The organism is Thalassoglobus sp. (assembly GCF_048270125.1).
GTDB lineage: Bacteria > Planctomycetota > Planctomycetia > Planctomycetales > Planctomycetaceae > Thalassoglobus.
In genome coordinates, this window is the sequence record NZ_JBLWTN010000035.1 from 1 (window position 1) to 26,968 (window position 26,968).

16 protein-coding genes are annotated in these 26,968 nt (G+C 50.7%); 7 read left to right on the top strand and 9 right to left on the bottom strand.

Annotated elements, in window-relative coordinates:
- Positions 1-121: 121 nt before the first annotated feature.
- Positions 122-919, bottom strand: a complete 798-nt coding sequence (locus tag ACN0YR_RS22825; RefSeq protein WP_417851521.1) for a DUF1559 domain-containing protein — start codon at positions 917-919, stop codon at positions 122-124.
- A gap of 74 nt (positions 920-993) precedes the next feature.
- Here ACN0YR_RS22825 and ACN0YR_RS22830 point away from each other — a divergent pair, with 74 nt between their 5' ends.
- The 3 genes from ACN0YR_RS22830 to ACN0YR_RS22840 all read left to right on the top strand — a co-directional run bounded on the left by ACN0YR_RS22830 (position 994) and on the right by ACN0YR_RS22840 (position 6,075).
- The gene (locus tag ACN0YR_RS22830) at positions 994-2,508 is read left to right on the top strand and encodes a sulfatase (protein ID WP_417851522.1); all 1,515 of its coding nucleotides are present in this window, start codon (positions 994-996) and stop codon (positions 2,506-2,508) included.
- Between the two features lie 256 nt (positions 2,509-2,764).
- Positions 2,765-4,135 (top strand): histidinol dehydrogenase, encoded by a 1,371-nt coding sequence (hisD, locus tag ACN0YR_RS22835; protein ID WP_417851523.1) that lies wholly within the window; start codon positions 2,765-2,767, stop codon positions 4,133-4,135.
- Positions 4,136-4,206: 71 nt separating this feature from the next.
- The gene (locus tag ACN0YR_RS22840; protein ID WP_417851524.1) at positions 4,207-6,075 is read left to right on the top strand and encodes a biotin/lipoyl-binding protein; all 1,869 of its coding nucleotides are present in this window, start codon (positions 4,207-4,209) and stop codon (positions 6,073-6,075) included.
- 145 nt (positions 6,076-6,220) lie between these two features.
- Here ACN0YR_RS22840 and argF read toward each other — a convergent pair whose 3' ends face one another.
- The 4 genes from argF to ACN0YR_RS22860 all read right to left on the bottom strand — a co-directional run bounded on the left by argF (position 6,221) and on the right by ACN0YR_RS22860 (position 12,732).
- Complete coding sequence (gene argF, locus ACN0YR_RS22845) at positions 6,221-7,138, bottom strand: ornithine carbamoyltransferase (RefSeq protein ID WP_417851525.1); 918 nt, start codon at positions 7,136-7,138, stop codon at positions 6,221-6,223.
- 171 nt (positions 7,139-7,309) lie between these two features.
- Positions 7,310-8,278, bottom strand: coding sequence for a 3'-5' exoribonuclease YhaM family protein (locus tag ACN0YR_RS22850; RefSeq protein WP_417851526.1), 969 nt, complete (start codon positions 8,276-8,278; stop codon positions 7,310-7,312).
- A 484-nt stretch (positions 8,279-8,762) separates the two neighbouring features.
- Positions 8,763-9,737 (bottom strand): pseudouridine synthase, encoded by a 975-nt coding sequence (locus tag ACN0YR_RS22855; RefSeq protein ID WP_417851527.1) that lies wholly within the window; start codon positions 9,735-9,737, stop codon positions 8,763-8,765.
- Between the two features lie 160 nt (positions 9,738-9,897).
- Positions 9,898-12,732 carry an efflux RND transporter permease subunit gene (locus ACN0YR_RS22860; protein ID WP_417851528.1) on the bottom strand — a complete coding sequence of 945 codons (2,835 nt, stop codon included), beginning with the start codon at positions 12,730-12,732 and terminating at the stop codon, positions 9,898-9,900.
- A gap of 1,202 nt (positions 12,733-13,934) precedes the next feature.
- Here ACN0YR_RS22860 and ACN0YR_RS22865 point away from each other — a divergent pair.
- The gene (locus tag ACN0YR_RS22865) at positions 13,935-15,674 is read left to right on the top strand and encodes a DUF885 domain-containing protein (protein ID WP_417851529.1); all 1,740 of its coding nucleotides are present in this window, start codon (positions 13,935-13,937) and stop codon (positions 15,672-15,674) included.
- 153 nt (positions 15,675-15,827) lie between these two features.
- Here ACN0YR_RS22865 and ACN0YR_RS22870 read toward each other — a convergent pair whose 3' ends face one another.
- The 4 genes from ACN0YR_RS22870 to ACN0YR_RS22885 all read right to left on the bottom strand — a co-directional run bounded on the left by ACN0YR_RS22870 (position 15,828) and on the right by ACN0YR_RS22885 (position 21,549).
- Positions 15,828-16,472 (bottom strand): peroxiredoxin family protein, encoded by a 645-nt coding sequence (locus ACN0YR_RS22870; RefSeq protein ID WP_417851530.1) that lies wholly within the window; start codon positions 16,470-16,472, stop codon positions 15,828-15,830.
- A 373-nt stretch (positions 16,473-16,845) separates the two neighbouring features.
- The gene (locus tag ACN0YR_RS22875; protein WP_417851531.1) at positions 16,846-19,542 is read right to left on the bottom strand and encodes a GDSL-type esterase/lipase family protein; all 2,697 of its coding nucleotides are present in this window, start codon (positions 19,540-19,542) and stop codon (positions 16,846-16,848) included.
- Positions 19,543-19,711: 169 nt separating this feature from the next.
- A complete protein-coding gene (locus tag ACN0YR_RS22880; RefSeq protein WP_417851532.1) occupies positions 19,712-19,915 on the bottom strand; it encodes a hypothetical protein in 204 nt (67 codons plus the stop codon).
- Between the two features lie 176 nt (positions 19,916-20,091).
- The gene (locus tag ACN0YR_RS22885) at positions 20,092-21,549 is read right to left on the bottom strand and encodes a sulfatase (protein WP_417851533.1); all 1,458 of its coding nucleotides are present in this window, start codon (positions 21,547-21,549) and stop codon (positions 20,092-20,094) included.
- Between the two features lie 239 nt (positions 21,550-21,788).
- Between ACN0YR_RS22885 and ACN0YR_RS22890 the strand changes: the two genes are divergently transcribed.
- The 3 genes from ACN0YR_RS22890 to rnr all read left to right on the top strand — a co-directional run bounded on the left by ACN0YR_RS22890 (position 21,789) and on the right by rnr (position 26,968).
- A complete protein-coding gene (locus ACN0YR_RS22890) occupies positions 21,789-23,234 on the top strand; it encodes a neutral/alkaline non-lysosomal ceramidase N-terminal domain-containing protein (RefSeq protein WP_417851534.1) in 1,446 nt (481 codons plus the stop codon).
- A gap of 105 nt (positions 23,235-23,339) precedes the next feature.
- Positions 23,340-24,389, top strand: a complete 1,050-nt coding sequence (locus ACN0YR_RS22895; RefSeq protein WP_417851535.1) for a transaldolase family protein — start codon at positions 23,340-23,342, stop codon at positions 24,387-24,389.
- Positions 24,390-24,679: 290 nt separating this feature from the next.
- The gene (gene rnr, locus ACN0YR_RS22900; RefSeq protein WP_417851536.1) at positions 24,680-26,968 is read left to right on the top strand and encodes a ribonuclease R; all 2,289 of its coding nucleotides are present in this window, start codon (positions 24,680-24,682) and stop codon (positions 26,966-26,968) included.

Consider the following 26,968-nt stretch of genomic DNA (forward strand, 5'->3'; position numbering starts at 1 on the left):
ACAAAACCAGTCGCGACTACCCCAGAAAGAAACAAGAACACCCGCCTGGCAAACCCAAGATCGAAAAAGCCACCCAAAAACAAATCCAAACCGCTCAAAAAATCAAACAATTAAAATACGGTTAACGGCGTTGCCCGCCACCCCCAGATCCACCACCACTTCCACTTCCACCACCAGACCCGCTGGAACCGGACCCGGTATTCATTGCACCACGTGCCCAGCCTCCGAATTCAAAGGCGACTTCGCTGATCGCAATTGTGTTGGATGTTCCATCGGTCACGTCCCGGAACCGGGTTGATGAAAGAGGATACAGCATTCCGTCGTTTGCTCCGGGTGTGGTTCCGGCATTGGCTGCGTAGTGGTTTGTCCCATAAGTGTCGTCGACAGGTTCGTCATTCGGTTGCGATGGGCAGCGATAGACAGCCAATGTTTGCAGGACCACATCTTTATTGTTCGCATGGCTGAAGCGAACGTTGAAGTCGTACTGGTTGTAGAGAGCTGTCTGTTCGACTTGAGGAAGCAAGAGCGCCTGCCACGTTGTCAACACTTGATTCGCGGACGTGCTCCCGGAGTCTCCCAAAACTCCAATCGGGAAGACGTTGTGCGAGGACTGGTAGTTGTGCAACGCCAGTGCTAATTGACGGATATTGTTACGACAGGATGCGCGTCTTGCTGCTTCTCGTGCCTGTTGGACAGCGGGCAGCAGGAGTGCAACCAGAATCGCAATAATGGCAATCACCACGAGAAGTTCAATGAGCGTAAAACCACGTTGCTGGTTTCGGCCGGAAGCTGGATGCGATGGGGGCATTGAAGTCAGAGTTTTGAGGAATTTTTGTGGGGAGGAGGCGATCGTTGCCATGGAAGGCTTCGATACTATTCCATCTTTCGCAGGAAGTGAAGTTGCTGGAAAGTGAGACATGAAGTTCGTTACTCTGTACTCGATTCATGGAAATTCTTAACTGACCCATAAGAACTCAATAGGACCAGAAGCCCATGCGACGGACTGGTTTACTGCTAAGTTGTCTCGTTTTTGCACTGACATTTCAGTGTGATGCCGCCGAGAAGAATATTATCTTTTTCATCACCGATGATGAAAGTCCCACGCTGGGATGCTACGGCGATCCGGTTGCAGTGACGCCAGCTATTGATGAACTCGCTGCCGACGGAACAATGTTTTTGAATGCGTTCGCAACGACTGCGAGTTGCAGTGCGAGTCGGTCCGTGGTGATGTCCGGTCTGCACAATCATAAAAACGGCCAGTATGGGCATCAGCACTCCTATCACAAGTTCGCATCTTTCGACAATGTGGTCAGTCTGTCGCTGCCGCGAGTCCTGGCGAACGCAGGATACCGAACAGCACAGGTTGGGAAGTATCACGTCGCTCCCGAAGCGGTTTATCATTACGAGACCTATCTCAAAGGGAATGGTCGTAACGCTGTGGAAATGGCGGAGAACTGTCGCGAATTCATCAACAACAAAGAAGATGACCGTCCCTTCTTCATCTACTTTGGAACCTCTGATCCACATCGCGGTGGCGGGATCGATAAGACATCCAAGTTAAAATTGAAGCCAGACCTGTTTGGGAATCGCCCGGAGGATGGTTCTTACGAAGGGGTCGACGAGGTCTTCTACAAACCTGAAGATGTGATTATTCCCCCATTCATGACTGACACACCCGAAACCCGCGAAGAGCTGGCTCAGTATTACCAGTCATGCTCTCGTGTTGATCGCGGATTAGCCCGACTCGTTCAGGTTCTGAAAGAGGCGGACCTGTATGACAAAACGATGATTGTGTTCACCGCTGATCATGGAATGGCCTTCTCCGGTGGAAAGACAACTGTCTTCGAAGCTGGGTTGCGCGTCCCTTTCGTGGTCCGCAATCCCTACGAGAAAAACAGAGGTGTAAAATCGACAGCGATGATTTCTCATGTCGACATCACACCGAGTCTCCTTGATTTCGCTGGTGGATTAAATCCAAAGACGAATGGCCCGAAGAAGTGGGTGAATCCCGATCAGTTCTGGAAAGAACGTGGTGAGAATTTGAAAGAGAATCGCGGTCCAAAGTTTCGCAGCTATCACGGGAAGTCATGGATTCCGATCTTGGGAGATGCCGATGCAGAGCACTGGGAGACGATTTTTGCCTCGCATACATTCCATGAGATTCAGATGTATTATCCAATGCGAGTTGTTCGCGACAAAGAATATAAGCTGATTTGGAATATTGCTCACGGACTTCCGTATCCCTTCGCTTCAGACTTGTGGCGAGCTTCATCCTGGCAGGCACAATTTCAGAAAGGGATGACCGCCCCATATGGTCAAAAAACGGTCGGCGATTACATCCATCGTCCACAATTCGAACTCTATCACATTTCTGAAGATCCGAATGAGTCGAACAACCTCGCTGGGAAAACGGAATACGCCGAGATCCTGAAGAAGTACCAGGCGAAGCTCAAAGACTTTCAAAAAGAGATGGATGATCCCTGGATCATGAAATGGGATTACGAGTAAACCCTCGATTTGACTCCAAGTTACTAAGCCCCGGTCATTGAACGGGGCGAAATAATAAAGTTGACCGGGTCTAGAGCAGTTTGCTCTACCGTTTGCCCGTGAAGAACGCATTTCCCCGGTAAAAATGCTGTTCGCCACGAGGCAGAACCTGCAAACCAATTCGAAAGATGCTCTAAGTTGACCGTCAGATCCAAGAGGCGGAACGCGTTTGTCATTTCCGAACTTGCTAGAATCGTTGAACGAAAACGTTTTTAAGATGTCATTAAATATTCCAACAATTGATTGTTCACAGGGTGACGCCCAGCAACTCTTCACTGAACTTCGTGAGAAGCTCAGTCCGGGAGGAGATGTTGTGTCCGAAGCGGGACGACAGAGGACAATCGATCTCTTCGGTGAACCGCTCACGCCTCAACAGGTCGTGGAGAAAATTTGCTCGGACGTGCGAGAAGAGGGGCTCAAAGCTTTATTGCATTACACCGAGAAGCTGGACCGCAAGGAACTGTGCGCAGAAACGATTCGTGTTTCGCAAGACGAGCTTGCAGCGGCGCATGCACAAGCGGGGCCTGAATTTCTCGAAACGGTACGAAACATTCGTGACAATGTCATGGAGTTTCAGCGGGAAATCCTCTCCCAGGATGCCTCGGTGGTTCGGACAAACGGTGCCGCACTGATCGAACTGAGGCAGCGATACCTACCGTTGCGGCGTGTGGGGATTTGCGTACCTGGCGGGGCAGCGGCATATCCATCAACAGTCTTAATGACAGCAGTTCCAGCTCAGGCTGCCGGCGTCAAAGAGATCGCGATTGTTGTCCCACCGACAGAATTCGGCGGTTACAATGTCGACATGCTGGCGACCTGTCACGAGTTGGGAATCACAGAAGTCTATCGTGTTGGCGGGGCTCAGGCTGTTGCTGCTCTGGCTTATGGTGTCGAAGGGATCGAGCGTGTTGATAAGATCGTCGGTCCCGGAAATCTGTTTGTCGCACTCGCGAAACGCCATGTGTTTGGTGAAGTCGATATCGACAGCATTGCCGGACCAAGTGAAGTGATTGTTCTGGCAGACGAAACCGCGAATCCAAAATTTGTCGCCAGCGATTTGATCTCACAAGCAGAACACAGCCCCGGTTCAGGAGTTCTCATTACCTGGCATGCACCGCTGATTGATGCTGTGCGCAAGGAGCTTGAACGACAATTGAATCAGTTGAGTCGCGGTGATCTGGCAAAGCAGTCCCTTGAGGATTATGGAGCACTCATTCTGGCTCGCAGCGAACAGGAAGCAGCTGAACTGACAGATCTGATGGCGACCGAGCATTTGCACATTTCGACAAACGATCCTGAAGCGATGCTCAGCCGCGTCCAAAACGCAGGAGCGATTTTCCTCGGTCATTATACTCCGGTTGCGATAGGAGATTACGTGGCTGGGCCGTCCCATGTTTTACCGACCGGAGGGACAGCCCGTTTTGCGAATGGTCTTTGTGCGAACGACTTTCTAAAACGGTCATCAGTCATCTCTTACAACAAGGCAGCACTGGAAGCAGATGCACACAACGTTCGCGTCATGGCAGATAAAGAAGGACTGACTGCACATCGTTCCAGTGTTGATCTCAGACTTGAAGATGAATCATAAGTGTTGTTGATGCGATATCAGCAACACTCTTTCGCCGGTCACCTGTAGGCTCCGGAAACTGAAAACGGTCCATGGAAAATTCTACCTCACGCCCGGTATCGTCAAGTTCAGCGACTGAACGCTGGGATGTGTTTCTGGAAATGGCAGTCACCGTCTCTCGTGCTTCAGGTGGGGCGATTTGGAATGTTCAGCAACGACAGCCTGTTCTGGTATCACAGCATCAATTGGGCTCGCAACGACTCGATACGGTACACGAGCAGTGGCCTGGTCATGTCGAGAGTCTGGATCGAGTGATTCAAACTGGGAAGTCGCAGTCGCTCGAAGCGAAATTCGAACAGGCGAGTGGCTCCCGAACATTGCGACTGCTGTTGTTTCCAATTTTGGCAGGTCATACAGTCGAGAATATTCTCGAACTCTTCCTGCCTGAGCAAAGTGAACTGACAGATTCACAAATTGAAAGCAGTGTGCAACAGTTGCTGGTTTGGGCAACTCCATCGAGCGAGGCAAGAACGAGTTCTAACGCGATGGAATTTGCGACTTGGCTGGCGCACATCTATCAGCACCTTGATGTCGCTGCAACCTGCTACACGATTACGAACGAAACACGCCTTTGGTCAGGTTGGGATCGGCTCAGCCTGCTGGTCGCTGAAGGGAAATTGTTTCGCCTGAGATCGGTCAGCGGCGTGGATGCTCTTGATCCGAGGTCGACGACGGTCAGCACATTAGAAAGTGTAGCACAACAATCATTGAGTCAGTCTCGCAAAACGATTGTCTCAAACGAGAGTGATCCCAAGTCGTTTCTTCAAGACTATCACGACCGCACCCAAGCGAAGCAAGTTGCCCTGATTCCGCTGTTGGGGGCAGTCCACTCTTCGAATCGAGAAGTGATCGGGCTTCTGGTTTGTGATCGATTTGAAGATTCAAGCGGAAAGGTCCAAACGGTCGAGGACCTGGAAATTTCTTGCCATCATATTGCCGTCGCTTTGGAGCACGCCCTGAGATATGAGAATGTGCAAGTTAGCCCCTTGCGACGAGTCGTACGGCGCGTCTTCTCACGACGATTCGTGAAAAGCAGTTTCGTGATTGCACTATTCGTGCTGGCGGGTATCTTTTTGAGTCTTTGGCCAGCGACATTGACAGTCACTGGAGCTGGATTTCTTGAGCCGCAGCAGGCACGAGATGTCTTCGCAGTTTCAAACGGATTGATCGAAAAACTTCATGTAACACAGGGAGAGACCGTTGCAGAATCTGATGAACTTCTGACTCTCAGAAGTCCAGAACTGGACCTGGAGATCAATCGTATTCAGGGGGAATTGACAACGGTCCGGCAGCAGATTGATGACTTGGTGAAAATCCGGAGCGATCCAAGGCGAGCGAACGAGATGCGACAGTCCTCAGCAGAACTTGCTGCCCGCGGAGAAGAACTCAAAACCGTTGAGACTGGACTCCAGAGGCAGTTGGATTTGATGAAGCGACAAGCGAAAGAACTCATCTTGAGAAGTCCGATGAGTGGGGAAGTGATCAGTTCGAATTTGGAGTCAATTCTCTCATCGAATCGTCCTGTGACCCGGACGGATCGCCTGTTGCGGATCGCTGATCTTACAAGTGACTGGATTGCGAAACTGCACGTCGATCATCGAGACATTGGGCCGGTTCTGGAAGCGTATCGGTCTCAGACTGCGACGGTCACGTTCTTAACGGCGGACGCGGCAGATTCGTCAAAGGAAGCCATTTTACAAAGTGTTGCACCATCTGTTTCGACGGACGCCATCTCTGGGTCGACGCTAGTATTTGACGCTGAAGTCAAACGTTCAGTGATTCCCGATGCGAAACCGGGAACAACGATTCTGTTTCGAATTGACTGCGGAAAGGCTCCGATTGGTTACGTCTGGTTCCGAAGATTGATTGACCGTCTCCACGGATGGTGGACATTACGCTGAGCGATTCACGAAAGACTTTCGCCAGAGACTTAGCCTCTCCCATTAAAAGGGAGAGACAGCTTTTACTAGAGGTGGTCCTGAAACTTGAAATTGCTCTCTCAAACGTTGAGAAAAAGCGACGATTTCAGAGGTTTTCGGACTGGTTCTAGTTCTGCCTGAGCAACCAGAGCATCAAACCTTTGGCTAAATGCATGCGGTTTTCGGCTTGATCGAAGACGATGCTGCGAGGGTCGTTCATCGCTTCATCGGTCACTTCCAGACCCCGTCGAGCCGGCAAGCAGTGCAGGAAGAAAACATCTTTCCCGGCGGCGTCGAGGAGTTCAGTATTCACCTGGAATGCTGCAAACTCGGCAGCACGTTTTTCCTTCTCGCTTTCTTGTCCCATACTGGCCCAAACATCAGTATAGATGACATCTGCATCTTGAACGGCTGCGTGCGGGTCGTTGGTCTGGTTTAACTTCAGCGTCGGGAATTCGGCAGTTGCCTGCTGCACAAATTCTTCTTGCAACCAATAACCTTCAGGGGCAGCAATTGTGATGTTGGCACCCACATGCCCTGCGACGAGTGCGAGAGATTTCGCGACATTATTACCATCTCCAACGTAGACGATATTTTTTCCCTTGGAAGTTCCAAGATGTTCGTTGATCGTCATCACATCGGTGAGGGCCTGGCAGGGATGATAATCGTCAGAGAGAGCGTTGATGACCGAGCAGCCGCTATGTTCAGCGACCGTTTCGATCAGTTTTTGCGAGAACGTTCGCAAGATAATAATATCTGAGTATCCCCCGAGGACCTTCGAAATATCCTCCAGAGTTTCACGGCCATGCAGTCCCGCATCTTTTGCCGAGAGGAAGATGCTTGTTCCACCCAACTGGCTGATCCCGGCTTCGAAACTTACACGTGTCCGGAGCGACGGTTTTTCAAAAACCTGCGTTACGACTCGTCCCGCACAGTATGGATTTCGGGTGCCCGATTTGGTTTCTGCTTTGAGTTCGTTCGCAAGATCCAGAATCTCCTGGACTTCTTGAGAGCTTAAATCAAAAAGTGATGTGAGGTGTCTCATAAGATCGAATTCTCGTCGAAAATATCATTGAAAAAACAAGAGACAGGAACTGCGTGCCCGAGGTTCGTTGTGAAACCAGAAAGCCTCGTAGTGATTCGCCCGACAAATACTGAATCAGCCATCATCCTATCAGTGCATGATCACTGTTTCAGCGGGGAGATGACGTTGGCCTTATTCGATTTCGCCTTTGTACAACTTGCGCTGCATGTTGGGCTGATACGGCGTCCAATTGGAGGAGGCATTGGGGTCGGATTCAATGAGCGAGTGGAACTCGTTCGTTTTGGCATCCAGGTTGTCCAGGTGGTGCAGGGCAATCGCTTCCATGGTCATGGGAAGTTTCGGACTTCCATACTCGTAAACACCGTGATGGCTGAGGAGCATGTGTTTCAAGCGAAGTGAAGTCTCTTCCGGGAACGGACGACCCGTGGTCTCTTCTGTCGCACGAATCTTATCCGAGAGCATCTCAACACCCATGACAAGATGGCCGATCAACTGACCTTCATCAGTGTATTGAAAGGTCGAGTCGTAGCTGAGTTCGCGAATTTTTCCCAAGTCGTGCAGGAAAATTCCGGCGAGCAGAAGATTGATATCGACATTGGGGTACAGGTCGGCGATACGTGTCGCTGTCTCTGCGAGATTCACGATGTGGTCGAGCAACCCGCCATGGTAAGCATGGTGCAACCGGACGCCGGCGGGAGCCGATTTGAGCCCCTCAACGATTTCCTGATCAGCCAGGAATGTTTGCATCAACGATTGAATGTCTGCGTCGGTGATGCCTAGCAGGATTTGGCAAAGTTTCTCGAATTGAGCTTCGACATCAGTGCTGGACTGGGGAATGTAATCCTCAGTGTCGATTTCGTCCCCGGATGCGGAATCAATCCGTGTCAGGATCATTTGCAGGTTCCCCTGGAACTGCTGCACCTTTCCTTTAACTCGAACGTAATCACCAACGTTGATGTGATTGACCGCTGAAGCATTAACGTTCCAGAGCAGGCCGGAAATCTGACCGGTCCGGTCACGGAGTTGAGATAGGAAATAGCTGTCACCGTTACGATTTGCTCGTAATTGACGGTCCGCGAGAAGATACGTCTCTTCGACGTTGTCTCCATCTTCTAATTCATTGACGAACATCCGCGTCATGAGATCACCAAAGGCAGAAGTGGTATGCACCACAAAAAGTCAAACTGAGTCGGGTGACTTTACATCTTTTGATGTGAACGACACACAGACCAGACTGGCAGAAAATAAAAATGCCGATCATAGGACCGGCGCAGGGAAGCGAAAAATGCTAACTGTCTAGCATGAATTACTCAATACCAAACGCCTCGTGTGTAGTGATTTGAGGGAAGAATTCCAAGTTCACCGCGCGGCCTGTCAATCCGACAAATCAAGGAATTTTCAACTGAGATCGCTGATTCGAGTGGCACATGGTGAGAGATCGGGGGGAGAGGGGCAATAACTGGTTCGATACAACTCCTCGTTCAGAATCTCTGCCTGTCGGAACAATTTGGCTTGATGCTTTGCCTCATGGTTTTGATGGGGCACAGCGGCAACGGCTTCTGAAAATGACTGCAAAGTTCGATTTTGACCGGTTTGCAGTGCAGGCTGAGTTGATTACCTGCAGTTACCGTTTTCCTCGCCGAGGTTTCTTCTTGGCGTTTCGGGAATTGCGACCGACCACTTTCTTCTTCGTCGATTTTTTCCCAGCAGATTTGCCTTTCCCCGATGTTGCTGATTTCTTTCCGCTGACGTTCTTACTGCCGACGTTCTTATTGCTGCTGGACTTGCTCCCGGCAGTTTTACTTCCAGTTTTCTTGCGGTCGACGTTTTTCGTCTCGACGTTCCGGCTGCTGGATTTCTTTTTGGGAGCTGATCCGCCAGCTTTATTCCGTTCCAGAATCTCGAAAAGCTTCCCTAATTCTTCACGTCGCAGTTCACGGAACTGACCGATTGGAACGCGACCAATTCGGATCGGGCCGAATCCAATCCGCTCAAGTTTCATGACTTTATGGCCGGTTCGCGCAAGAAGACGGCGAATTTCGCGGTTTTGGCCTTCGGTCATCGTGATCTCAACCCAGGTGCTTTGTCCCTGTTTCTTGATCGGGCGAATGTCGTGAACCTTGAACTTTCCTTCGGTGAAGTAATGGCCTTCTTTCAGCTGATTAAATACTTCTCGGTCTGGGTGTCCAGCAACTTGAGCTTTGTAGAGTCTGTGAATTCGGTGCTTTGGGTGGGCCAGTTTTTGAGAGAGATCCCCATCGTTGGTGACGATGAGCAAGCCGGTCGTCGCCTCATCGAGACGGCCAACGCAAAAGAGTCTTGGCCCCTCTGGAGGGAAGAGGTCGAAAATCGTCCGTCGTCCCTGTGGGTCTTTGGAAGTACAGAGAAATCCCGGAGGTTTGTTCAGCAGGTAATACCGTTTGCGCTCAAACTTGAGGGGTTCGCCATCGAGTGTGACTGTTTGGATTGTCGGTTTGACGTTTGAGCCCAGTTTGTCGACAGTCACGCCATCGATCTCAACACGGCCGTGTTCAATTAACTCTTCGCATTCGCGACGCGATCCCAAACCACATTGCGCGAGATAGCGTTGCAGTCGCATGCTGGGAACTGGAGGAACTTCTGGATCTGGTTTAGACATCAGACAAGCAAAATGTATCTTGAGGAGAATGGACCTGACAGCGGGAAGAGAACATCTTCGCTGCGAGTCGAATACCTCATCATACCAGTGTTAAAGACAAAACGTGAGGAACACCGGTGAATCAATTCTCCGGATTTCGGAGTTCTCGGGCTCTTTGTGATTTTCGTCGTTTCGTGGTATGCAATGAAATGTGAGGCGACGGGACGACGGTGGCCCCGTTGGGTTCCTCCGATTCATCCGCAACTTCAATCTCTCCATTCAATCGAATACGGCGCTCAATTAACCGGCCCAGCGGTCCGACGAGCATGCACGGGAGCAGTACCATGTCCCCGATAAAGGCCGCTCCGATCAGGAGTGCCATCAGCCAGCCAAACCGGCTAATCAGCAAGAGATCCGCAGGAAACAACACCAGCAGCCCAATTCCGACAGCAGCACTCGTTTGCCACATCGCTGGTCCGCAATGCATCAACGCCTGTTTCACTGAGGCCTGACGAGGCATTCCCTTACGTAGGCCGTTTCGAAACCATGTCAGCAAGTGGAGAGTTCCATCGACTGCGATTCCCATTGCAACGGAAGCTGTCACCATTGTTCCGATATCGATTTTTTGACCGAACCAGGAGACCAGGCCGAAGATGGAAATGACTGGAAGGACGTTTGGAATCATGCTCCCGATCCCAGCCAGCGGATCTTTCAAAACCCAAATCATCACAGATGCGATCAACACAAAAGCAGCCACGGAACTCCACACCAAACTGTCGAGGACCGCCAGTTGTGTTCTCAAAAACAGCGGAACTGTCCCCGTAACAGTATGATCGACACCGGCATGGTATCGCGTGATTTTCCCTACGCGATCACTCAATTGTTGAGTCAGTGTGGTGTAGTCTGCATCACTGAGAACCGCTGCCTGAGCGTTGATTCTCCAAAGCTCGTCGCCATTCACCTCTGGCAGTCTGTTCATCACAATGAAGGCACTGCTCTCAGCTGCATGCTCTTCTTTAATGCGTTTCTCGGTTTCGTTTGAGCGTCGATTATAGAAAATCTTTTCTCGCATCGCTGCGTTTTCGCCGGGGCTTGTTCGCTGAGGCAAAAACGACGACATCGAAATCGCTCCGCTCACTTCGGGATGGTTGCGGATTTCTTCTTCAATTTCTCGAACAAGTTCAACACGCTCCAGAAAGCGAAGGTCAGACTGACTTTGCTTATCGAATCTGACGAGAATCTCGACGGGACTGATTCCTGCGAGGTTGTCTTCAATGGTTTGATAATCTTGAACTACCGGCGATGACTCCGGGAAGTACCGAATGACTTTCGTTTCGACATCAAAGTGGCGCAACCCGATTGAGCAAGCGATGGCCAAAACGATCGTTGAGGCTCCAATCGAGAGCCAGTGTCGGCAGATGACGTCACTGTAAGTGGACCATCGTTTCGATTTCACTTCTTCCGGAGCACTTCGGCGAAGTGGAACCATTTGAAGTAACGCAGGGAGACCATAAAGCACCATCGCGACAGAAATCATGCAACCCAATGCAGCATAAATTCCGAATTCGCGAACGGGTGCAAGATCACTGTTGATGAGCGATATCAGCCCTAAAGATGTCGTGAAGGCTGCCATCAGGCATGGCTGCCTCGCCATTTTGGTCGCTTCCGCAACAGCTGTTTTGGGGTTTTCCCAAACTGCATGCTTCCAGTAGTTGGCGATGTGAATGGCTCCTGACAACGCCAGAACCATTAACAGCGTCGGCAACACGACGAGGACCATGTTCATACTTCCGCCGGAAAGCGGGATCAAAGAGACCCCGAGAAACGCGGAGTAGTAGGAAACGAAGATAACAAGTCCACCGAGTCGCAGGCACTTCAAGGAGAAGATTGCAAACAGGATGCCGACCAAACCGGAGAATCCGATCACGGATTTCCCGAGAATGCTGGTCGCATTCGGGTTCCACGCGGCACGGATCACACCGTTATTCAACTCTGCGGCAGCGACCACGCGGCCCCCCACAATGAGTCCGTCATCTGGGATAAACGAGGCGATTGCTGCTTCGCGAATAGCTGCGATGGCCTTCGATTTCTCAGCCCCGCCCGCTTCGGATAACGTCACGACAACGGCGATTGGCGTCCCCGTTTTCTCATAGCAGCTTTCGACAAGTTGGCGTCCATCCGGTTCATCAGATGTCGCAAATGATGCCACATGATTGATGGAATCAATAACGGCTTGTTTGAGTTTTTGATTACTGCCGATCCCGGTCCAGCTGACTTGGAAATCATGCTGACCGAACTCAGAAGGTGTCAGTTCAGTCTCGGTTTCGAGAGCAGATCGATAACGTGAATACAATTTTTGGAAAGCATCTTCGTCGAGTTCTGCAGGCATCCAGGGTGAAACAGGTTCGTGGATGGTCAGTTCAAGCCCAAATTGGGATTGGATTCGCTCTTGGATCAGCTTGATCGTCTTCTCTTTCTGGTCTCGTCCAGCTTCAGTCAGTCGGACCTTCAGATGTCCGGTTCCGATGAAGGTTCCGCTGATTCGGCGAATCGCTTCGTCTTCTTCCACTCCGAACTCGACAAGTTTCGATAGAAGGTCGCCTGCATGCATGACAGAGTCGACATACGGCAAGCCGCCGCGACGTATTCCATCCTCATCAACTTGACCACTCAGCATTCCCGCCAGGACTGGCAGGCGCATATCGTCAGCTGCACTTCCTTCCCATGTCAGGATGACTTTCTCGTCCTCTGGGAAATGAGCTCGACACCACAAGTACTCTTGGGCACTGGGGTCGTTTTCGGGTAGCCAGTTCTCGACATTATTATCAAGACGGACATGTCGCAGCGAAGATCCAGCGAGGGGAGCGACAAATAGGATGAGCACCAAAACCCATATGGCGACACCTTGCCCCCAGGGATCTTGTTTCTGAAAGAAACTTCGTTTTTCTTGTGTCGATGCATCTGGGACGCGACTCACTACTGTCCTCCGACCTTAAGAAGGTGTTATCAAGTGAGCCACGGGCATCGACTGCATCTCATGCAGGCATCAGCTTGGAACACATGAATAGCAACGATACGTCCCGACACAGTGACGCGTTTACAGTGACGCGAATCACGTGTCTCACAAATTGAACTCTCAAACTTCTTGAGAAGACAGAGAGATTTGAGACTCCAAAAACTTAGATCGTCTTCTGAGCGGCTGAAACTTCGAGAACCTCCGAGACATGGCGACATCATTGTCCGAAATCCGGAGTTTTAAGGAACAGGCGGTTACGGCAATTTGCGTTGACTTTGATGCGTCGGTAATTAGCGCGCCTGTTACCCTCGAAATGCAGAGTGACTCTCCGATTTTAGGTGAAGATTTGCCTCCTGATGCACCATTTCGGGTGGCTCAGGAATCGTCGTTGTTTCTTGAAAAACGACAACTCGTTTCAATTTTGTGAGAGCATTTCCAATGCTGGTTCAGCGACTGGGGAGGCAGACTTGTTGCAGTTTCTCGAACTAAAACTGTTTGCTCGACCGAGTGCCCATGAAGAACGCATTTCATCAATCAAATTGCGGTTCGCCACGTGGCGGAACCTGTTCACCAATTCGAACGATGCTCCAGTGATCGGGTTCTGCTTCGTCGAGTACAGTTTTTTCACTGCTTTTCCCTGATGAAAGACGTTCACACGAGTATCGGAAACACGAACGTCATCTAGAGCGAATACGCCCTGAAGATGCTATAAGAACTGGTCCGGAAACCTGCCTGAACTCTCTGAAGCACTCAGTTTTATAGTCAGGGATTCGTCGAAGTTTCCTGGAATCATTGTCTGCAACCCAACTTCATAGTGGTCGACTCAATTTAAGAACGGCGAACTTTGAAAACGAAATCGTTCTGAATCATTGGGATTTCGAGATCAGATTTCGATTTGTTAAAGTCAGTCGGTTCCGTTTGAAGTTCAAGTCATTGGAATTTCGATCCACTTATTTAGAACCAGTCCGAAAACCTCTGGAATCGCCGCTTTCCTCAACGTTTGAGAGAGCAATTTCAAGTTTCAGGACCAGCTCTACTTAGAGCAGTTTGCTCTACCGTGTGCCCGTGAAGAACGTATTTCTCTACTAAAAATGCTGTTCTCCACGAGGCAGAACCTGTAAACCAATTCGAAAGATGCTCTAGTCATCCCCATCGGAGAGAAGATGAATAGCACGTTGCTCTTGGTGACCATGTGTCTCACGACCCAAGCTGTCTCGACGACTCAGACTGATCTGCTTCACGAGATCATTCAGGAAGAATGGGAACGGACAATGCGGGAGAATCCGACCTGGGCCTCCAGCCTCGGAGATCGTCGATACAATACTAAGTGGGCTGACTTGAGCCCGGAAGCGATTGAGCGATCGCACGAGAAAGATGTGCAAGTGTTGAAGAAGCTGGATGCGATTCAGGTCGATCAGCTGCCACCTGAAGAGAAAATCAATTACCGGTTATTTCGTCGAAAATACGACCTCGCTGTAAAGGCTCATCAGTATCAATGGTATCTGGTTCCGCTCAACCAACGTGGTGGAATTCAAGATGAAGGGGCACTTGCCGAAAGTTTGCGATTCGAAACGGTTCAAGACTTCGACGATTGGCTGGCACGCATGAGGGCGTTTCCAGCCTATATGGACCAGACAATCGCTCTGATGCGAGAAGGAGCGAAGTCCGGGGTGATTCACTCGCGTGTTGTGATGGAGCGGGTGAGGAGTCAGATTGACAAGCAACTCGTTGCGGAACCTCGGGCGCAGCAGTTCTTCAAACCGTTCACCCAAATCCCCGATTCGGTGAGTCTTGTCCAGAAAAGGCGTCTGCGTAATGAGGCAGTGGCCTCTGTGCAAAAAGAGATTCTGCCCAGTTACTTGAAGTTCAAAAAGTTCTTTGAGGAGGAGTACCTCCCCGCATGTTATGAGCAGGTTGGGGTCTGGCAAATTCCCAACGGTGGAGAGTTGTACGAGCTAAGGTGCCGCGAATTCACGACAACGAACTTGACTCCAACGCAAATTCATTCCATTGGCTTAGCGGAAGTCGAACGGATTCGTGGTGAGATGGATGCGGTGATTGAAGAGTTGAAATTTACCGGATCGTTTGAAGATTTTCTGGAGTTTCTCCGCACCAATCCAGCCTTTTATTACAAGGATGGTGACGACTTGCTGCGGGCGTATATGTCGGTCTGTAAGCAAATCGATCCACAACTGGTCAAACTCTTCAAAAAGCTACCGAGAGTCCCTTACGGGGTCGAACCGATTCCAACGCAGATCGCACCTGACACCACAACCGCCTACTATCGCTCTCCGTCTGCCGATGGTTCTCGTGCCGGGACATACTTTGTGAACCTGTATCGTCCCGAAGTGCGACCTCGTTATGAAATTGAAGCACTTTCACTTCATGAATCGGTCCCAGGACATCACTTGCAAATTGCACTCGCTCAGGAGCTCGACAATCTGCCTCAATTTAGACGCTACGGTGGAGACACCGTTTACATCGAAGGCTGGGCGCTGTACGCAGAAAGCTTGGGGGATGAATTAGGGATGTATCGCGATCCTTACTCTCGATTCGGCCAGTTGACCTACGAGATGTGGCGCGCAGTCCGACTGGTCGTCGATACCGGAATTCATCATCAGCGTTGGGACCGGCAGCGAGCAATTGATTACTTCGCCGCAAATACTGCGAAGTCGATCCACGATATCGAGAATGAAATTGATCGTTACATCTCCTGGCCCGGACAGGCGCTGGCCTACAAAATCGGTGAACTGAAAATTCAAGAACTTCGCAAGAAAAGTGAACAGCAATTGGGAGAGAAGTTTGACATTCGGGACTTTCACGATGTCGTCTTGCGAAACGGAGCTGTGACGCTGGAGATCTTGGAGGATCAGGTCAATGACTGGATTGAATCGCAAAAGTAGAACCAGCTCGGGATCTGGTGGAATGGTCAGCTTCATCAGTGTCTGAGAGGGTTAACCCGGTTTTCAGTCTCAGTGGATCAGTTCTCGTGAAGCGTCCACGAATCACCTTTGTGCCACGCGGCTGATGTGTGCGGCTCAGGGGTAACAGCGTGACTACTTGAGGCCGGGCCACTTTCCCTCAGCTAGAGTCTTCAAGGCAGCCGCTTCATCTTTGACTGCAATTGGTGTCCCTTCAGTGACGATCGGAAGGGTTCCGTCTCGTTCGATGAGGAAGAGTCCTGTTGACGGCTTTCCTGTCTGAAGGTCAAAGAGTCCGTACTTGCGGTGTGCCGGAGAGGGAGCCGGATCGTTGATGTCGATATCTGTCACGACTGGAAATGGAAGCTCAACCCCTAAACGTTTCTCTGCCTCTTCATTTGCGTAAGGAGTCGCTGTCCCGACAGCGATGATCTCAAATCCGGCTCGGTTGATCGCTTCGAAATTTTCAATCAGCGACTTCGTGCGAGGATCTCGATCAACGCCTAGTTCAGCATCAAAGAAGACCAGTACAACTTGATGTCGGCCGAGCATTCGTTCCAGTTTGACGACATTCCGATTGTGGTCCGCGAGGGTAAAACGCGGAGCAAGTGCTCGAATCGCGACCACCTTCCGGGTTGGATCATGCTCCCACTGCTGAAGCTGGTTCTGCCGCCAAAGTGTGACTGCAAAAATCCCGACTCCAGCTAACAGAAGCAAAATTTCACGTTTTCCCATTCCACCGACTTTCAACCATTTTCCGCGGTATTGTTCAAGCACCACGAAGAGCACCAACGACACAAATCATAGAGCAGCTTGCTCGACCGAGTGCCTGCGTAGCACACGTTTCGCTAGAGTAGTTTGCTCTACCGTGTGCCCGTGAAGTTCACATTTATGACTTCATAGACTGTTCGCCACGAGGCAGAACCCGAACATCAATTAGAAACGTACTATTAGAATAGCGTACCGAACTGTGAGTTCCATCGGTGACGTGCCGGATTCTTGACTTTGGATTTCCTTCCCCACGCTCGGGGGCTCGACAGGTCACCCAGTACAATCCCAAAGCCTCTCTGTGCTCAGTGTGGAGAGTGCGGCTCAAGAAATTCAATTCGAACTAATTCGAGAACCGGCCCAGGATTGTCTGGCACCTGACAGTTTACTCACTTTCAAGAATCATTTGAACCACTTTTTTACCCGTGAGCGGTTCGCTGCTGAGAGTGAGGTTCTCTTTGAAGTGGCTGAGGGTTTTGTTGAAGTCGTCTTTCTTCGAGGCTCCAAAGATCGCGAGTGGAGAGGGGTCGATGAGTCGTGCAAGTCCGGGAAGTCCGCCGAATTTGAGGGCACCGGGGAGGAGGTTAGGGTCGTCGATGGTTGTGACGTCCGAGAATGAGAAGCCGTTGAGGTCGACGATAGTCCTGTCGATTTTATTCGCTGGAATCGCTGACCGTGCCAATAGCTGCCATGTTCCGGCATCTCCGGTTGCAACCAGAATTCGTTTCTTGTCCTGTTGAGAACGATTTTGAATCACGCTCAGAATATCGCGGACTCGCTCAGTCAACAGGGGAGTATTGTAGCAATAAGTATAGCCGGGATAGTTCTCATCGATGGGGTAGTCCTGAGCGGATTGTGTCCGACCTTTGGAGTCTCCAGTCATGAATAAGTCTGCCGATACGACGATGTACCCGGCTTGAATGAGCTGCAGAACTTCGTCTTTGACAGTTCCATCGTTTTTGAACAGGTGCGAATATCCTGCTGAATCGAACCAGAAGACGAAACCAGCAGGTTCTTTGGTTTCACTGGAGAGTGAGACGGTTTTGATATACGCACCATCCGAGTTGGTAACGATCCCATCTGCTCTTGTGATGTTGCTGGTTGGTTCTGAATCCTGTGGGACAGTCGTGTATTCGGCTTCGATGTCAGAGACTTCCGGCTTGAGCATGACCTCGGCAGCCCCGCCAACGATGTTGCGGTAGTCTTCAATGTCTCCTTTCAGCCAGCTTTCAAACTCTTCTTGATCTTCTTTGGTCATCAGCTCTCGAAGAGGTGCAGCGGTGAGTGCGTCGTCCGGGAGTGGGTTTTTGTCATTGAAAATTGTTAGCTGTTCTCTGGTCAGCGGCCAGAAGTCAGATTGTTGAATCGGACCGTCGATTCCGAGGTCAAGGTGCTCGTTGAACCAGTTGTACATTAGCTCTCGGGCGACCTGATTGTAGTTGTGTTTAAATTGTGGGAAAGCCTTGGCTTCGATGCTGTCTGCCTTTCCAAACAGTGAATAAACCTGCTTCAACTCCGGGAGTCCTTTGGTTTCAATCTCAATCGTCCAGTCGTCAGCTCCGCTCATCGCCTGTGGTTTTGGAGCGAACAGGGCAGCGAAGGCGATGTTGTTGACCCCTTGGCGAAGGTAGCTGGCGTTCTCGCAAACACAGCCACCTTGCATTCCTGTCGAGACCATGACGGCCGGGAAGGTGACATCAACACGATCGTCGATGGCGGCCAGAATCATCGTTTGTGTTCCGCCTCCGCTTGCTCCGGTGACCGCAAGTCGATCGGTATCGACTTCTGGAAGAGACTCTAAAAAATCGAGAGATCGAATCGAGTTCCAGGTTTGCAGGCCCATGAGATTGTGCAGACGCAAAGCGGCATCGGCGTCGTTAAATCCGGTGCGATGGTCGAGTGGTTGGCTGTCGGCGTAACCGATCATGTCATAGTGGAAGACGACAGTTCCCATTCGGGCCAGTTGCACCATTCGTGCCTGCAGTGGGGAGTGGGCTCCCGATGCAAACTCTTCCGCTCCTTGATCCAGTTGTGCTTGTGAGCCACCTTCGGCATCGTAAAAACGACCATCTTTCCAGTGACCATGTGGGGAAAGAATTCCCGGAATTTTCCCTTCGATATTCTTCGGGCGATACAAACTTCCGGTAACATAATGCCCGGGTCGGCTGCGGAAGTAGACGCTTTCGACGGTGTAGTCTCCGCGATCGATTTTCTTGGAGATGACCGGTTCGAGCGGAGTTTTTTCCGGTAGAGGCCACAGGCCGTTTGAGACGAGTACTTGTCGTCGAATTCTCTCAGCTTCCTTTTCCCAGGCAGCGAGTGTGGTAGGCGGTGACCAAGGATGGTAAGTATCGCGCAGGTTTCGCAATGTTTTGAAGCGGGCATCCTTGATTGCAGGGATCGCATCGAGATGCGGCTTGAGCAAGTCTGACCAGAGTTTGTAGCCAGCATCGTTGAGGTGCAGTCCATCTTTTGCGAAGAACTCTGCCTTGGGCATTTTATCTTCGCCGATCATTGGTGTGTCGATGTCCAGGAATGTCAGCTGCTTGTCGCCCTCTGCCATCTTGATGATGAGCGAGTTTGCTTCACGGACCTTCTCAATAAGATTCCAGCGTTTGATACTTGGCTTGATGGCAACGAAAATGATCTGCGTGTCCGGGAAATCTTTGTGGACTTTGGTCACAAACTCTTTGAAATCGGCCTGAACTTGAGCGGGAGTTTTTTCTCGTGAAAGATCGTTGTCACCTGCATACATGACAATCGCCCGCGGTGCGTACGGCTTCACGATCCGGTCGTAGAAGTGCAGGGAATCCGCAACTTCCGAGCCACCAAAACCTCGGTTGATCGCGTCCAGTTCCGGAAACCATTTCTCAAGATCCCAAAGGCGGATACTGCTGCTTCCGATAAATAGAACCTGTCCCGGTTCTTTAGGGTGCTCTTTGTCGTCGGCTTCAAATGCCTTGATGTTCGATTCCCAGCGGGCAAATGGATCAGCTGTCTTCTTTTGATCTAGAGCAGAGGCATTGGCCACAATCGAGAAGATGAACCCAACAGCCGTCAGCATATGCAGAAATCGAATCATTCTCAGAGTCCTCTGTTTGTTCGTTGGTTAGCACTCAGGAGTTGTGCCAGCTTGGAGCGAAGCAATGAGTCGCGCATCCACGCGAGAGGACGCGAACATCATTCCCGAAAATGCTGCTCTCTCCAGATTACATTTTGTACGCTGATGAGCGACGAGAAACCTGCCGGTTTCAGCCTTCGTTTTTTTTACTCACATCGCCAGCTTCATTTTCTTTACGCAGGAAGAAATATAGAAAGACGCCAGTCGTGCAGGCATGCAGCAAGATGTAGAACAGCAGCAGTGGACTCTGCAAGACCGCGATACCGAGAATGGCCCAGGCGATGATGGCAATCAGCGCCCATTTTTTCATGACTCCGTCGACGTGATGTTCCACGGTAGCAACTCCTTGGTTGGATATTAATCAGTTAAATATGAAATTGAATGGCTCTAGCAAAATTCGAAAAGATGATCTGTTTCCCAGTCATCACAACGACGTAAATAAAGGAACAATTTCCTTAAGTTGGGTTATCAGGGCAGCTTACTCTTGAGGTTTCATTGGGGCGATAGGGTCTATCGCCATTCGGCGAACAAGTCCTTGGATTCGAGTTGGCTGCGCATTCGCCAATCTCGTAGCACATCGAGCAGTTCTCTTTTTTTGTCGAGATGCTCCACCGAGTTCCATAAGTTGTTGATTTCATCAGGGTCGTGAGCCAAGTCGAAGAGTTGCCCGTCGTCTTCATCGAGGAAGTGGACCAGTTTCCAGTCGCGACTGCGAACCATGGTCATGAAGTCCGTCCCGGTGAGGATTCCGTCTTTGGCTTGCTCTGCGAAAACATATTCCCGCTCTTCCCAAGTCTTTCCTTCGAGTGCTGGCAAGAGTGATTTCGCCTCCATGTTCTCAGGTGGAGTAATCCCGGCGAGTTCGAGGATCATTGGGCCTAGATCAAACTGGCTGCACAGGCCGTCGAACTTTCTGCCTGCTTCAAATCGTCTCGATTCGCCGCCATCAGGAGAACTTTGAGACGGCGACCAGACGATGGTAGGCATTCTGGTAATGATGTCGTACATCGTCCATTTTTGTGAATGCCCATGGTCCGTCAAACAATCACCATGATCGGAAGTGAAGATGACAACGGAGTTCTCCAGGTATCCTTTGTCTTCTAACGCCTGCAAAATCTCGCCAACTTTGGTGTCGATCATCGAGACATTCGCGAGGTAGTACGCCCGTTGACGATGTCGTTGCTCTTCTGTCGGATCAAGATCGAGAACAACGGAGTCGTGGTCGACCTCATTATTGTGCTGCCTCAATTCCTTGAAAGCAGCTGGCTGATTATCGAGTTCTTCCTGTGTCACTTCCAGCAGAGGAAGCTCTTTCTCCATGTACTTCGCAGCGTATTCCGGCGTCGGATCGTACGGTGGGTGCGGACCGGGAAAACCGATTTGAAGGAAGAGGGGCTCCGTTTGTGGGTAAGAGTTGATCCACCATTTTGCCATCTCGCCGACGAACATATCCGAGTGCAAATCTTCTGGCAGTTCCCAATCAAACGCTCCTAAAGCTGTTTGGTAATCATCACGTTGCCGATACTGTTCTCGCTGTTGCTTGACGAGGCCTCTGGCCCGTAGTGCTTTGTCCCATTCGTCGAAGTAGTATCGCTCTTCCAGGTATCGATCTTTGTTTTCAACAACATACCTCTCGTGAAATCCGAGAGGCGTGTGGTACGGGTATGTGTGCATCTTCCCGATATTCACACAACGATAGCCCGATTCATTCAACAGCTCGACCCAGGAATGTCGCCACAAATCCGCATTCTTAAGCACACCAGTCGTATGCGGATAATACCCGGTGAAGAGCGACGCCCGACTCGGAGCGCAACTCGCTGCGGTCACGTGACAGTTTGTGAGCGTTGTCCCTTCGCGTACCAGTCGGTCCAGGTTCGGAGTTTCCATGTAAGGAAATCCAAGTTCCGCAATCGTATCAAACCGCTGTTGGTCGGTGATGATAAAAATGATGTTCGGACGGTCGGACATGCTGGGTCGGTGAGGGGCTGGGGGTGTAGGGCAACGGGCGAGATTGAAATGATGTCGAGTCGACTTGCATTCGTCCAGTCGTAAGAAAGTATTTCACGCAGATCAAGTCGCAACTTCGCTCCGTGGGAATCACCCGAACAAAATGTCAGCATCGAATTTTTTTGCGATCGGATGAACACTCTCGTGCTTGTCGCTATGATCGAAATCAAATGGACATTACGACACATTCGGAGAATTCAATGCTCGCTCGTCTCACACTCTTAGGTGTTTTCGCACTTTCGGTCTTCTTTCAATCAACACTCATTGCACAGGATAAAGTGCTTCGCGCAGGAGCAGCTGCCAGTAATATCACTCCACCACTCGGAGAACTGATTGTCGGAGGCTGGAAACCGATCCCAGCGACGAATATTCATGACGAACTTCATGCTCGTTGTCTGCTGCTGGATGATGGTGAAACTACGATTGGATTCGTGATTTGTGACAATGTCGGGATTCCACGAGAAGTCTTCGAAGCTGCTCGCAAGCTGATTGATGCCGAAACTGATCTCGATGTCAGCAAACTGCTGATGGCATCCACGCATACGCACTCCGCTACAACGGCTCGTGGAGAGAGCAAAATTACTGAAGTTGAGGAACTGTCCGACTATCAAGCCTTTGTCGCCCGACGCATCGCCGATGGTGTCCGACGAGCTCTCAGTAACATGCAACCAGCACGAATCGCATGGGGTTCAGCACAAGAGCCGTCCGAGGTCTTTAACCGTCGCTGGTACACGACTGATCCTAAAATGCTGAGCAATCCATTTGGGGGTGTCGACAAGGTTCGCATGAATCCGCCTCGTCGAAACCCTGCACTGGTCCGCCCCGCCGGGCCTGTCGATCCAGAAGTGTCATTCATTTCAGTGCAATCGATTGAAGGTCAACCGATCGCACTGATGGGGAACTATTCGTTGCACTACGTTGGCGGTGTGAACAGTGGAGATGTTTCCGCCGATTACTTTGGCTATTTCGCGAATATGGTGAAAGACCGCCTGGGAGCGGCCAATCAGGATCCTCCGTTTGTTGGAATTCTGTCGAACGGAACCAGTGGGGACGTCAACAATATTAATTTCAATGGAGAATCTCCTCGTGTGAAAAGATACCAGAAGATGCAAATGGTCGCTGAAAAAGTGACCAACCGAGTGATGGAAGCACACGCCACACTTGAATGGCACGACTGGGTGAAACTCGATTCAGCGATGACCGATCTTGTTCTCAAGGTTCGTAAGCCTTCCAAGGAGATGCTGCAATTCTTCGCAGAACTTGAAAAACGTCCCAAAAAAGAACGACACATCCGCGAAGAGACCTACTCCGCCCGTGTGAAACAGATTCAGGAAGGTCCGGAAGAAGTGACCATCCCGTTGCAAGTGATCCGAATCGGAAGTCTTGCCATTCAGGCGATTCCATTTGAAGTGTTCACCGAAACCGGCTTGGAACTCAAAGACCGCACACCGTTCGAAGATTCCTTCACCATCGAACTCGCAAACGGTTCGTATGGGTACTTACCAACTCCCGAGCAACACAAACTTGGCGGATACGAAACCTGGCTCGGCTCAAACTTTGTGCAACTGGATGCGACCGAAAAAATCGTCGAACAGTTGCTGTATCTGTCACAGAAACTGCATGATGATGATGAAGTTAAGAAGTAATGCTGAGTCATTTTCGCCGGACACCTCAACTGTCCGGCGAATTTTCTCGTGACTTTTTTATTTTTTTGCGGCAGAGAGCAACACGACCAATTTGGGGAACTAACCATGCCGACGCCACTTGAATCACTCGTAAAGACTGGAACGAAACTTTGGCTGGATAGTGTCGATCCCGATTTAGTGAAGGATAACCTCGCCTTCGGTGCGACCGGTGCGACGTCAAATCCAGCCATTGTTTCTGATCTTATTAAATCAGGTCGGTTCGATGATGATATCGCCGAACTGGTTGCCAAAGGTCTCGATGATGAAGAGATTGCGTGGGCGCTGACAGACAGTCTGGTCTGTACCGCACAGAAAGAATTCCATGAGATCAATGAAAAGTCGAACGGTAATGATGGCTACGTGAGCTTTGAACTCGATCCGCTCCTCGAAGCTGCCGATTGCCCGCTAAGCACGGAAGAACGCTCAGCGAAGTATGTCGAACTCGGCAAAAAGTGGGCAGCCGGTCACACCAACCGCATGATCAAAGTTCCTGCAACTCCCGGAGGTTTAGGGGCGTTGGAAGAGCTCACTGCTGCAGGAGTGACTCCCAATGTGACTCTGATCTTCTCGGACCGGCAGTATCAAATTGCTCGCGATAACATCTGGAAAGGTGCGCAGCGACGTGAGGATCCGAAAACTCTGAAGTCGGTGTATAGCATCTTCATCAGCCGTATTGATGCGTACACTTCCAAAAATCTGACGGAACTTTCCAGCGATGCACAAGGCATGGTCGGTATCCTGAACGCAAAGCGGATCTGGCAACGGAATCGAGAATTCTGGAGCGACAAAGGCTTGCCGCTGCAGCAGGAGATGATCTTCGCCAGCATGGGAACGAAGCTTCCGGAAGATCCGAAAGACAAATATGTTGCTGCGCTCGCAGGCTCGGACATCCAAACGAACCCGCCTGAAGTCAACGAGACGATCCAGAAGATGGACGGAAAAACCTTCACCAGTCGCATCGAAGAAATGCCGTCTGAAGCGATTCAAAACGAGATCGACGAGAAGGTCAACTTCGCACAAATGGAATCCGATCTCATGGAAGAAGGTCTCAAAAAGTTCGCAGACCCACAGAATGCGCTGCTGAAATTGATCGCTGAGAAACGAAAGGCTGGCTAGAGCATCTTTCGAATTGGTTTGCAGGTTCTGTCTCGTGGCGAACACCATTTTTCCTGGAGAAATGTGTTCTTCACGGGCACACGGTTGAGCAAGCTGCTTTAAGTCCACTTGTTCTTTCGATCTGAAGCATAACGCACTCTTGAATATCAAACTTTACAGCTCCCGGTGAATCACCGGGAGCTGTCCGGCGACACGCTATTGGAGGTTTCTTCAATGGTGCTCTAGTAACTATTCCCGCTGAACTCGTTACACTCTCTGTACTGTGTAGAACTACAACAGAGGACGCGGTGATGACGAATCTTGCAAAGCGGATTATCGAATTTGTTCAGCGGCCGGGCTATATGCCGATGAAGCCGAAGTCGCTGGCGAAGAAGCTGGGAATTACGAAGAAGAAGCTGGCGAAGTTTGAAGCCGCTTTAGAAGAGGCGAAACTCTCAGGGGAAATTCGCTTTTCTGACGGGGGACGTATTCAGCCAAAAGCACCGCGTGGCTCTCATTTGGGGATCGTACACCGCATCAAAAGTGGGGATGCCTTCATCATTCTGCGTGAGCCAAAACCGATCGGCCTGACGGAAGATATTTTCGTTGAACGGAACGATCTCAAAGATGCTCAAAACGGAGACGAGGTCTTCGTGAAACTTCTGCAACGACGCCGCAGCCGGGGGCAACGCTGTGGGTATGTTGTCGAAGTTGTTGAACGAGCAACGAATGTTTTTGTCGGTACTTATCTGGAAGAAGACGAGTCAGGTTGGGTGCAGATCGACGGGAAGGACTATCCCGATCCGATCTGGGTCGGTGATCCGGGAGCGAAGGGAGTCAAAGAAGGAGACAAGGTTGTCATCGAAATGCTCCGTTTCCCAACTATCGGACAGAATGGGGAAGGTGTACTGACGAAGGTTCTCGGTGCTCGGGGGGAACCAGGTGTTGATACGCAGATGATCATCCATGAGTTCGGGATCCCTGACGAATTCCCGGAGGAAGTCCTCAATGAGGCGCGACTGGAAGCGGAAAACTTCAATGAGAACGATCTCACTGATCGCGAAGACTTAAGCGGGACCACGGTCGTCACCATCGATCCGAAAACAGCTCGAGATTTTGATGATGCGATCTCGCTGAAGAAGATAGAAAAAGGACACTGGCTGCTCGGAGTGCATATCGCAGATGTCTCCCATTTTGTTCAACCGGGAACCCAACTGGATCGTGAAGCAGAAACGCGTGGGACGAGTGTCTATCTCCCGACAAAAGTGATCCCGATGTTGCCGGAGATCATCTCGAACGGGTTGGCGTCACTGCAGGAAGGGCGGACGCGGTTTACGATGTCTGCATTCATTGAGTTCTCCGCAGAGGGAATTCCCATCGAGACACGGTTCTCTCGATCCGCAATCAAAGTGACGCAACGATTCGCCTACGAAGAGGTGATGCCGATCATCAAAGCGAAGCCATCCGAACCGATTGAAGGAGTCAGTGCGGAGATTCGTGAACTGCTGAATAACATGCACGAACTGGCGATGATTCTCCGGAAACGTCGGTTTGCAAAAGGTTCACTTGAACTTGATATGCCGGAAGTCCGGCTGAGCCTTGATGCAGATGGAAAGGTGACCGGAGCTTTCGAAGCTGAGCACGACGAGTCACACGAAATTATCGAAGAGTTTATGCTCGCTGCGAACATTGCAGTCGCTGTCCGTTTGAATGATGAAGGGATTGGCTTCTTACGGCGAGCACATGCAGACCCGGCAGAGGCGAAGCTGAAAGCGTTCAGCGAGTTCGTCACGATTCTGGGATTTGAGTTGGAGAAATACCAAAGCAAGAAGCATTTGCAGGCTCTCCTCCGATCTGTTCGTGGAACTCCGCAGGAGCAGGCAGTCAATTATGCCATGCTGCGAAGTTTGAAACAGGCGGAATATTCGCCGATGGAAGTCGGGCACTATGCCTTGGCTGAAGACCAATATTGCCACTTCACCAGCCCAATTCGCCGTTATCCCGATTTGCACATTCATCGTTTAGTAAGCTCACTGGTCTGCGACAACGTGACATATCGCGGAGCATCGGCGGAAGACTTGATTCGCCTGGGGCATCACTGTTCAACAACCGAACGACGAGCCGAACGAGCTGAACGCGAATTAACAAAAATGAAGCTGCTCACCTATTTTGAAGAACGCGTGGGTGAGAAAATCACAGCTGTGATTACCGGTGTCGAGCGATTCGGGTTTTTCTGTCGAGGTATCGAAATCCCGGCTGAGGGGTTGGTCCACATCAGCAACATCCCGGCAAGCGAGAGTTATGAGTTTGATCGACAGGCCATGGCCCTGGTTGGCCGGCGCACGGGAGACATGATCCGCCTCGGCGATAAGGTGATTGTCGAGATCGCCAGTGTTGACGTCGACCGCCGCGAACTCAATTTCAAACTTCTCACTCACACCGCTTCCAAGCCACCAGCGAAAAAAGGGGCATCTAAAAGCAGACCTTCCACAACAAAAAAAGATTCGAAGAAACCAAATTCCAAGCAAGGTAAACCCAGAAATCAAAAGTCGTCCACGCGGAAAAAGAAGCCAGCACAAAAACGTCGTAAGAAACGATAA

What these genes read in the sequence shown, in the direction of transcription:
- ACN0YR_RS22825 (WP_417851521.1), bottom strand. Translation starts at nt 919, where the DNA reads ATGTCTCACTTTCCAGCAACTTCACTTCCTGCGAAAGATGGAATAGTA.
- ACN0YR_RS22830 (WP_417851522.1), top strand. Translation starts at nt 994, where the DNA reads ATGCGACGGACTGGTTTACTGCTAAGTTGTCTCGTTTTTGCACTGACA.
- hisD (WP_417851523.1), top strand. Translation starts at nt 2,765, where the DNA reads ATGTCATTAAATATTCCAACAATTGATTGTTCACAGGGTGACGCCCAG.
- ACN0YR_RS22840 (WP_417851524.1), top strand. Translation starts at nt 4,207, where the DNA reads ATGGAAAATTCTACCTCACGCCCGGTATCGTCAAGTTCAGCGACTGAA.
- argF (WP_417851525.1), bottom strand. Translation starts at nt 7,138, where the DNA reads ATGAGACACCTCACATCACTTTTTGATTTAAGCTCTCAAGAAGTCCAG.
- ACN0YR_RS22850 (WP_417851526.1), bottom strand. Translation starts at nt 8,278, where the DNA reads ATGACGCGGATGTTCGTCAATGAATTAGAAGATGGAGACAACGTCGAA.
- ACN0YR_RS22855 (WP_417851527.1), bottom strand. Translation starts at nt 9,737, where the DNA reads ATGCGACTGCAACGCTATCTCGCGCAATGTGGTTTGGGATCGCGTCGC.
- ACN0YR_RS22865 (WP_417851529.1), top strand. Translation starts at nt 13,935, where the DNA reads ATGAATAGCACGTTGCTCTTGGTGACCATGTGTCTCACGACCCAAGCT.
- ACN0YR_RS22875 (WP_417851531.1), bottom strand. Translation starts at nt 19,542, where the DNA reads ATGATTCGATTTCTGCATATGCTGACGGCTGTTGGGTTCATCTTCTCG.
- ACN0YR_RS22885 (WP_417851533.1), bottom strand. Translation starts at nt 21,549, where the DNA reads ATGTCCGACCGTCCGAACATCATTTTTATCATCACCGACCAACAGCGG.
- ACN0YR_RS22890 (WP_417851534.1), top strand. Translation starts at nt 21,789, where the DNA reads ATGCTCGCTCGTCTCACACTCTTAGGTGTTTTCGCACTTTCGGTCTTC.
- ACN0YR_RS22895 (WP_417851535.1), top strand. Translation starts at nt 23,340, where the DNA reads ATGCCGACGCCACTTGAATCACTCGTAAAGACTGGAACGAAACTTTGG.
- rnr (WP_417851536.1), top strand. Translation starts at nt 24,680, where the DNA reads ATGACGAATCTTGCAAAGCGGATTATCGAATTTGTTCAGCGGCCGGGC.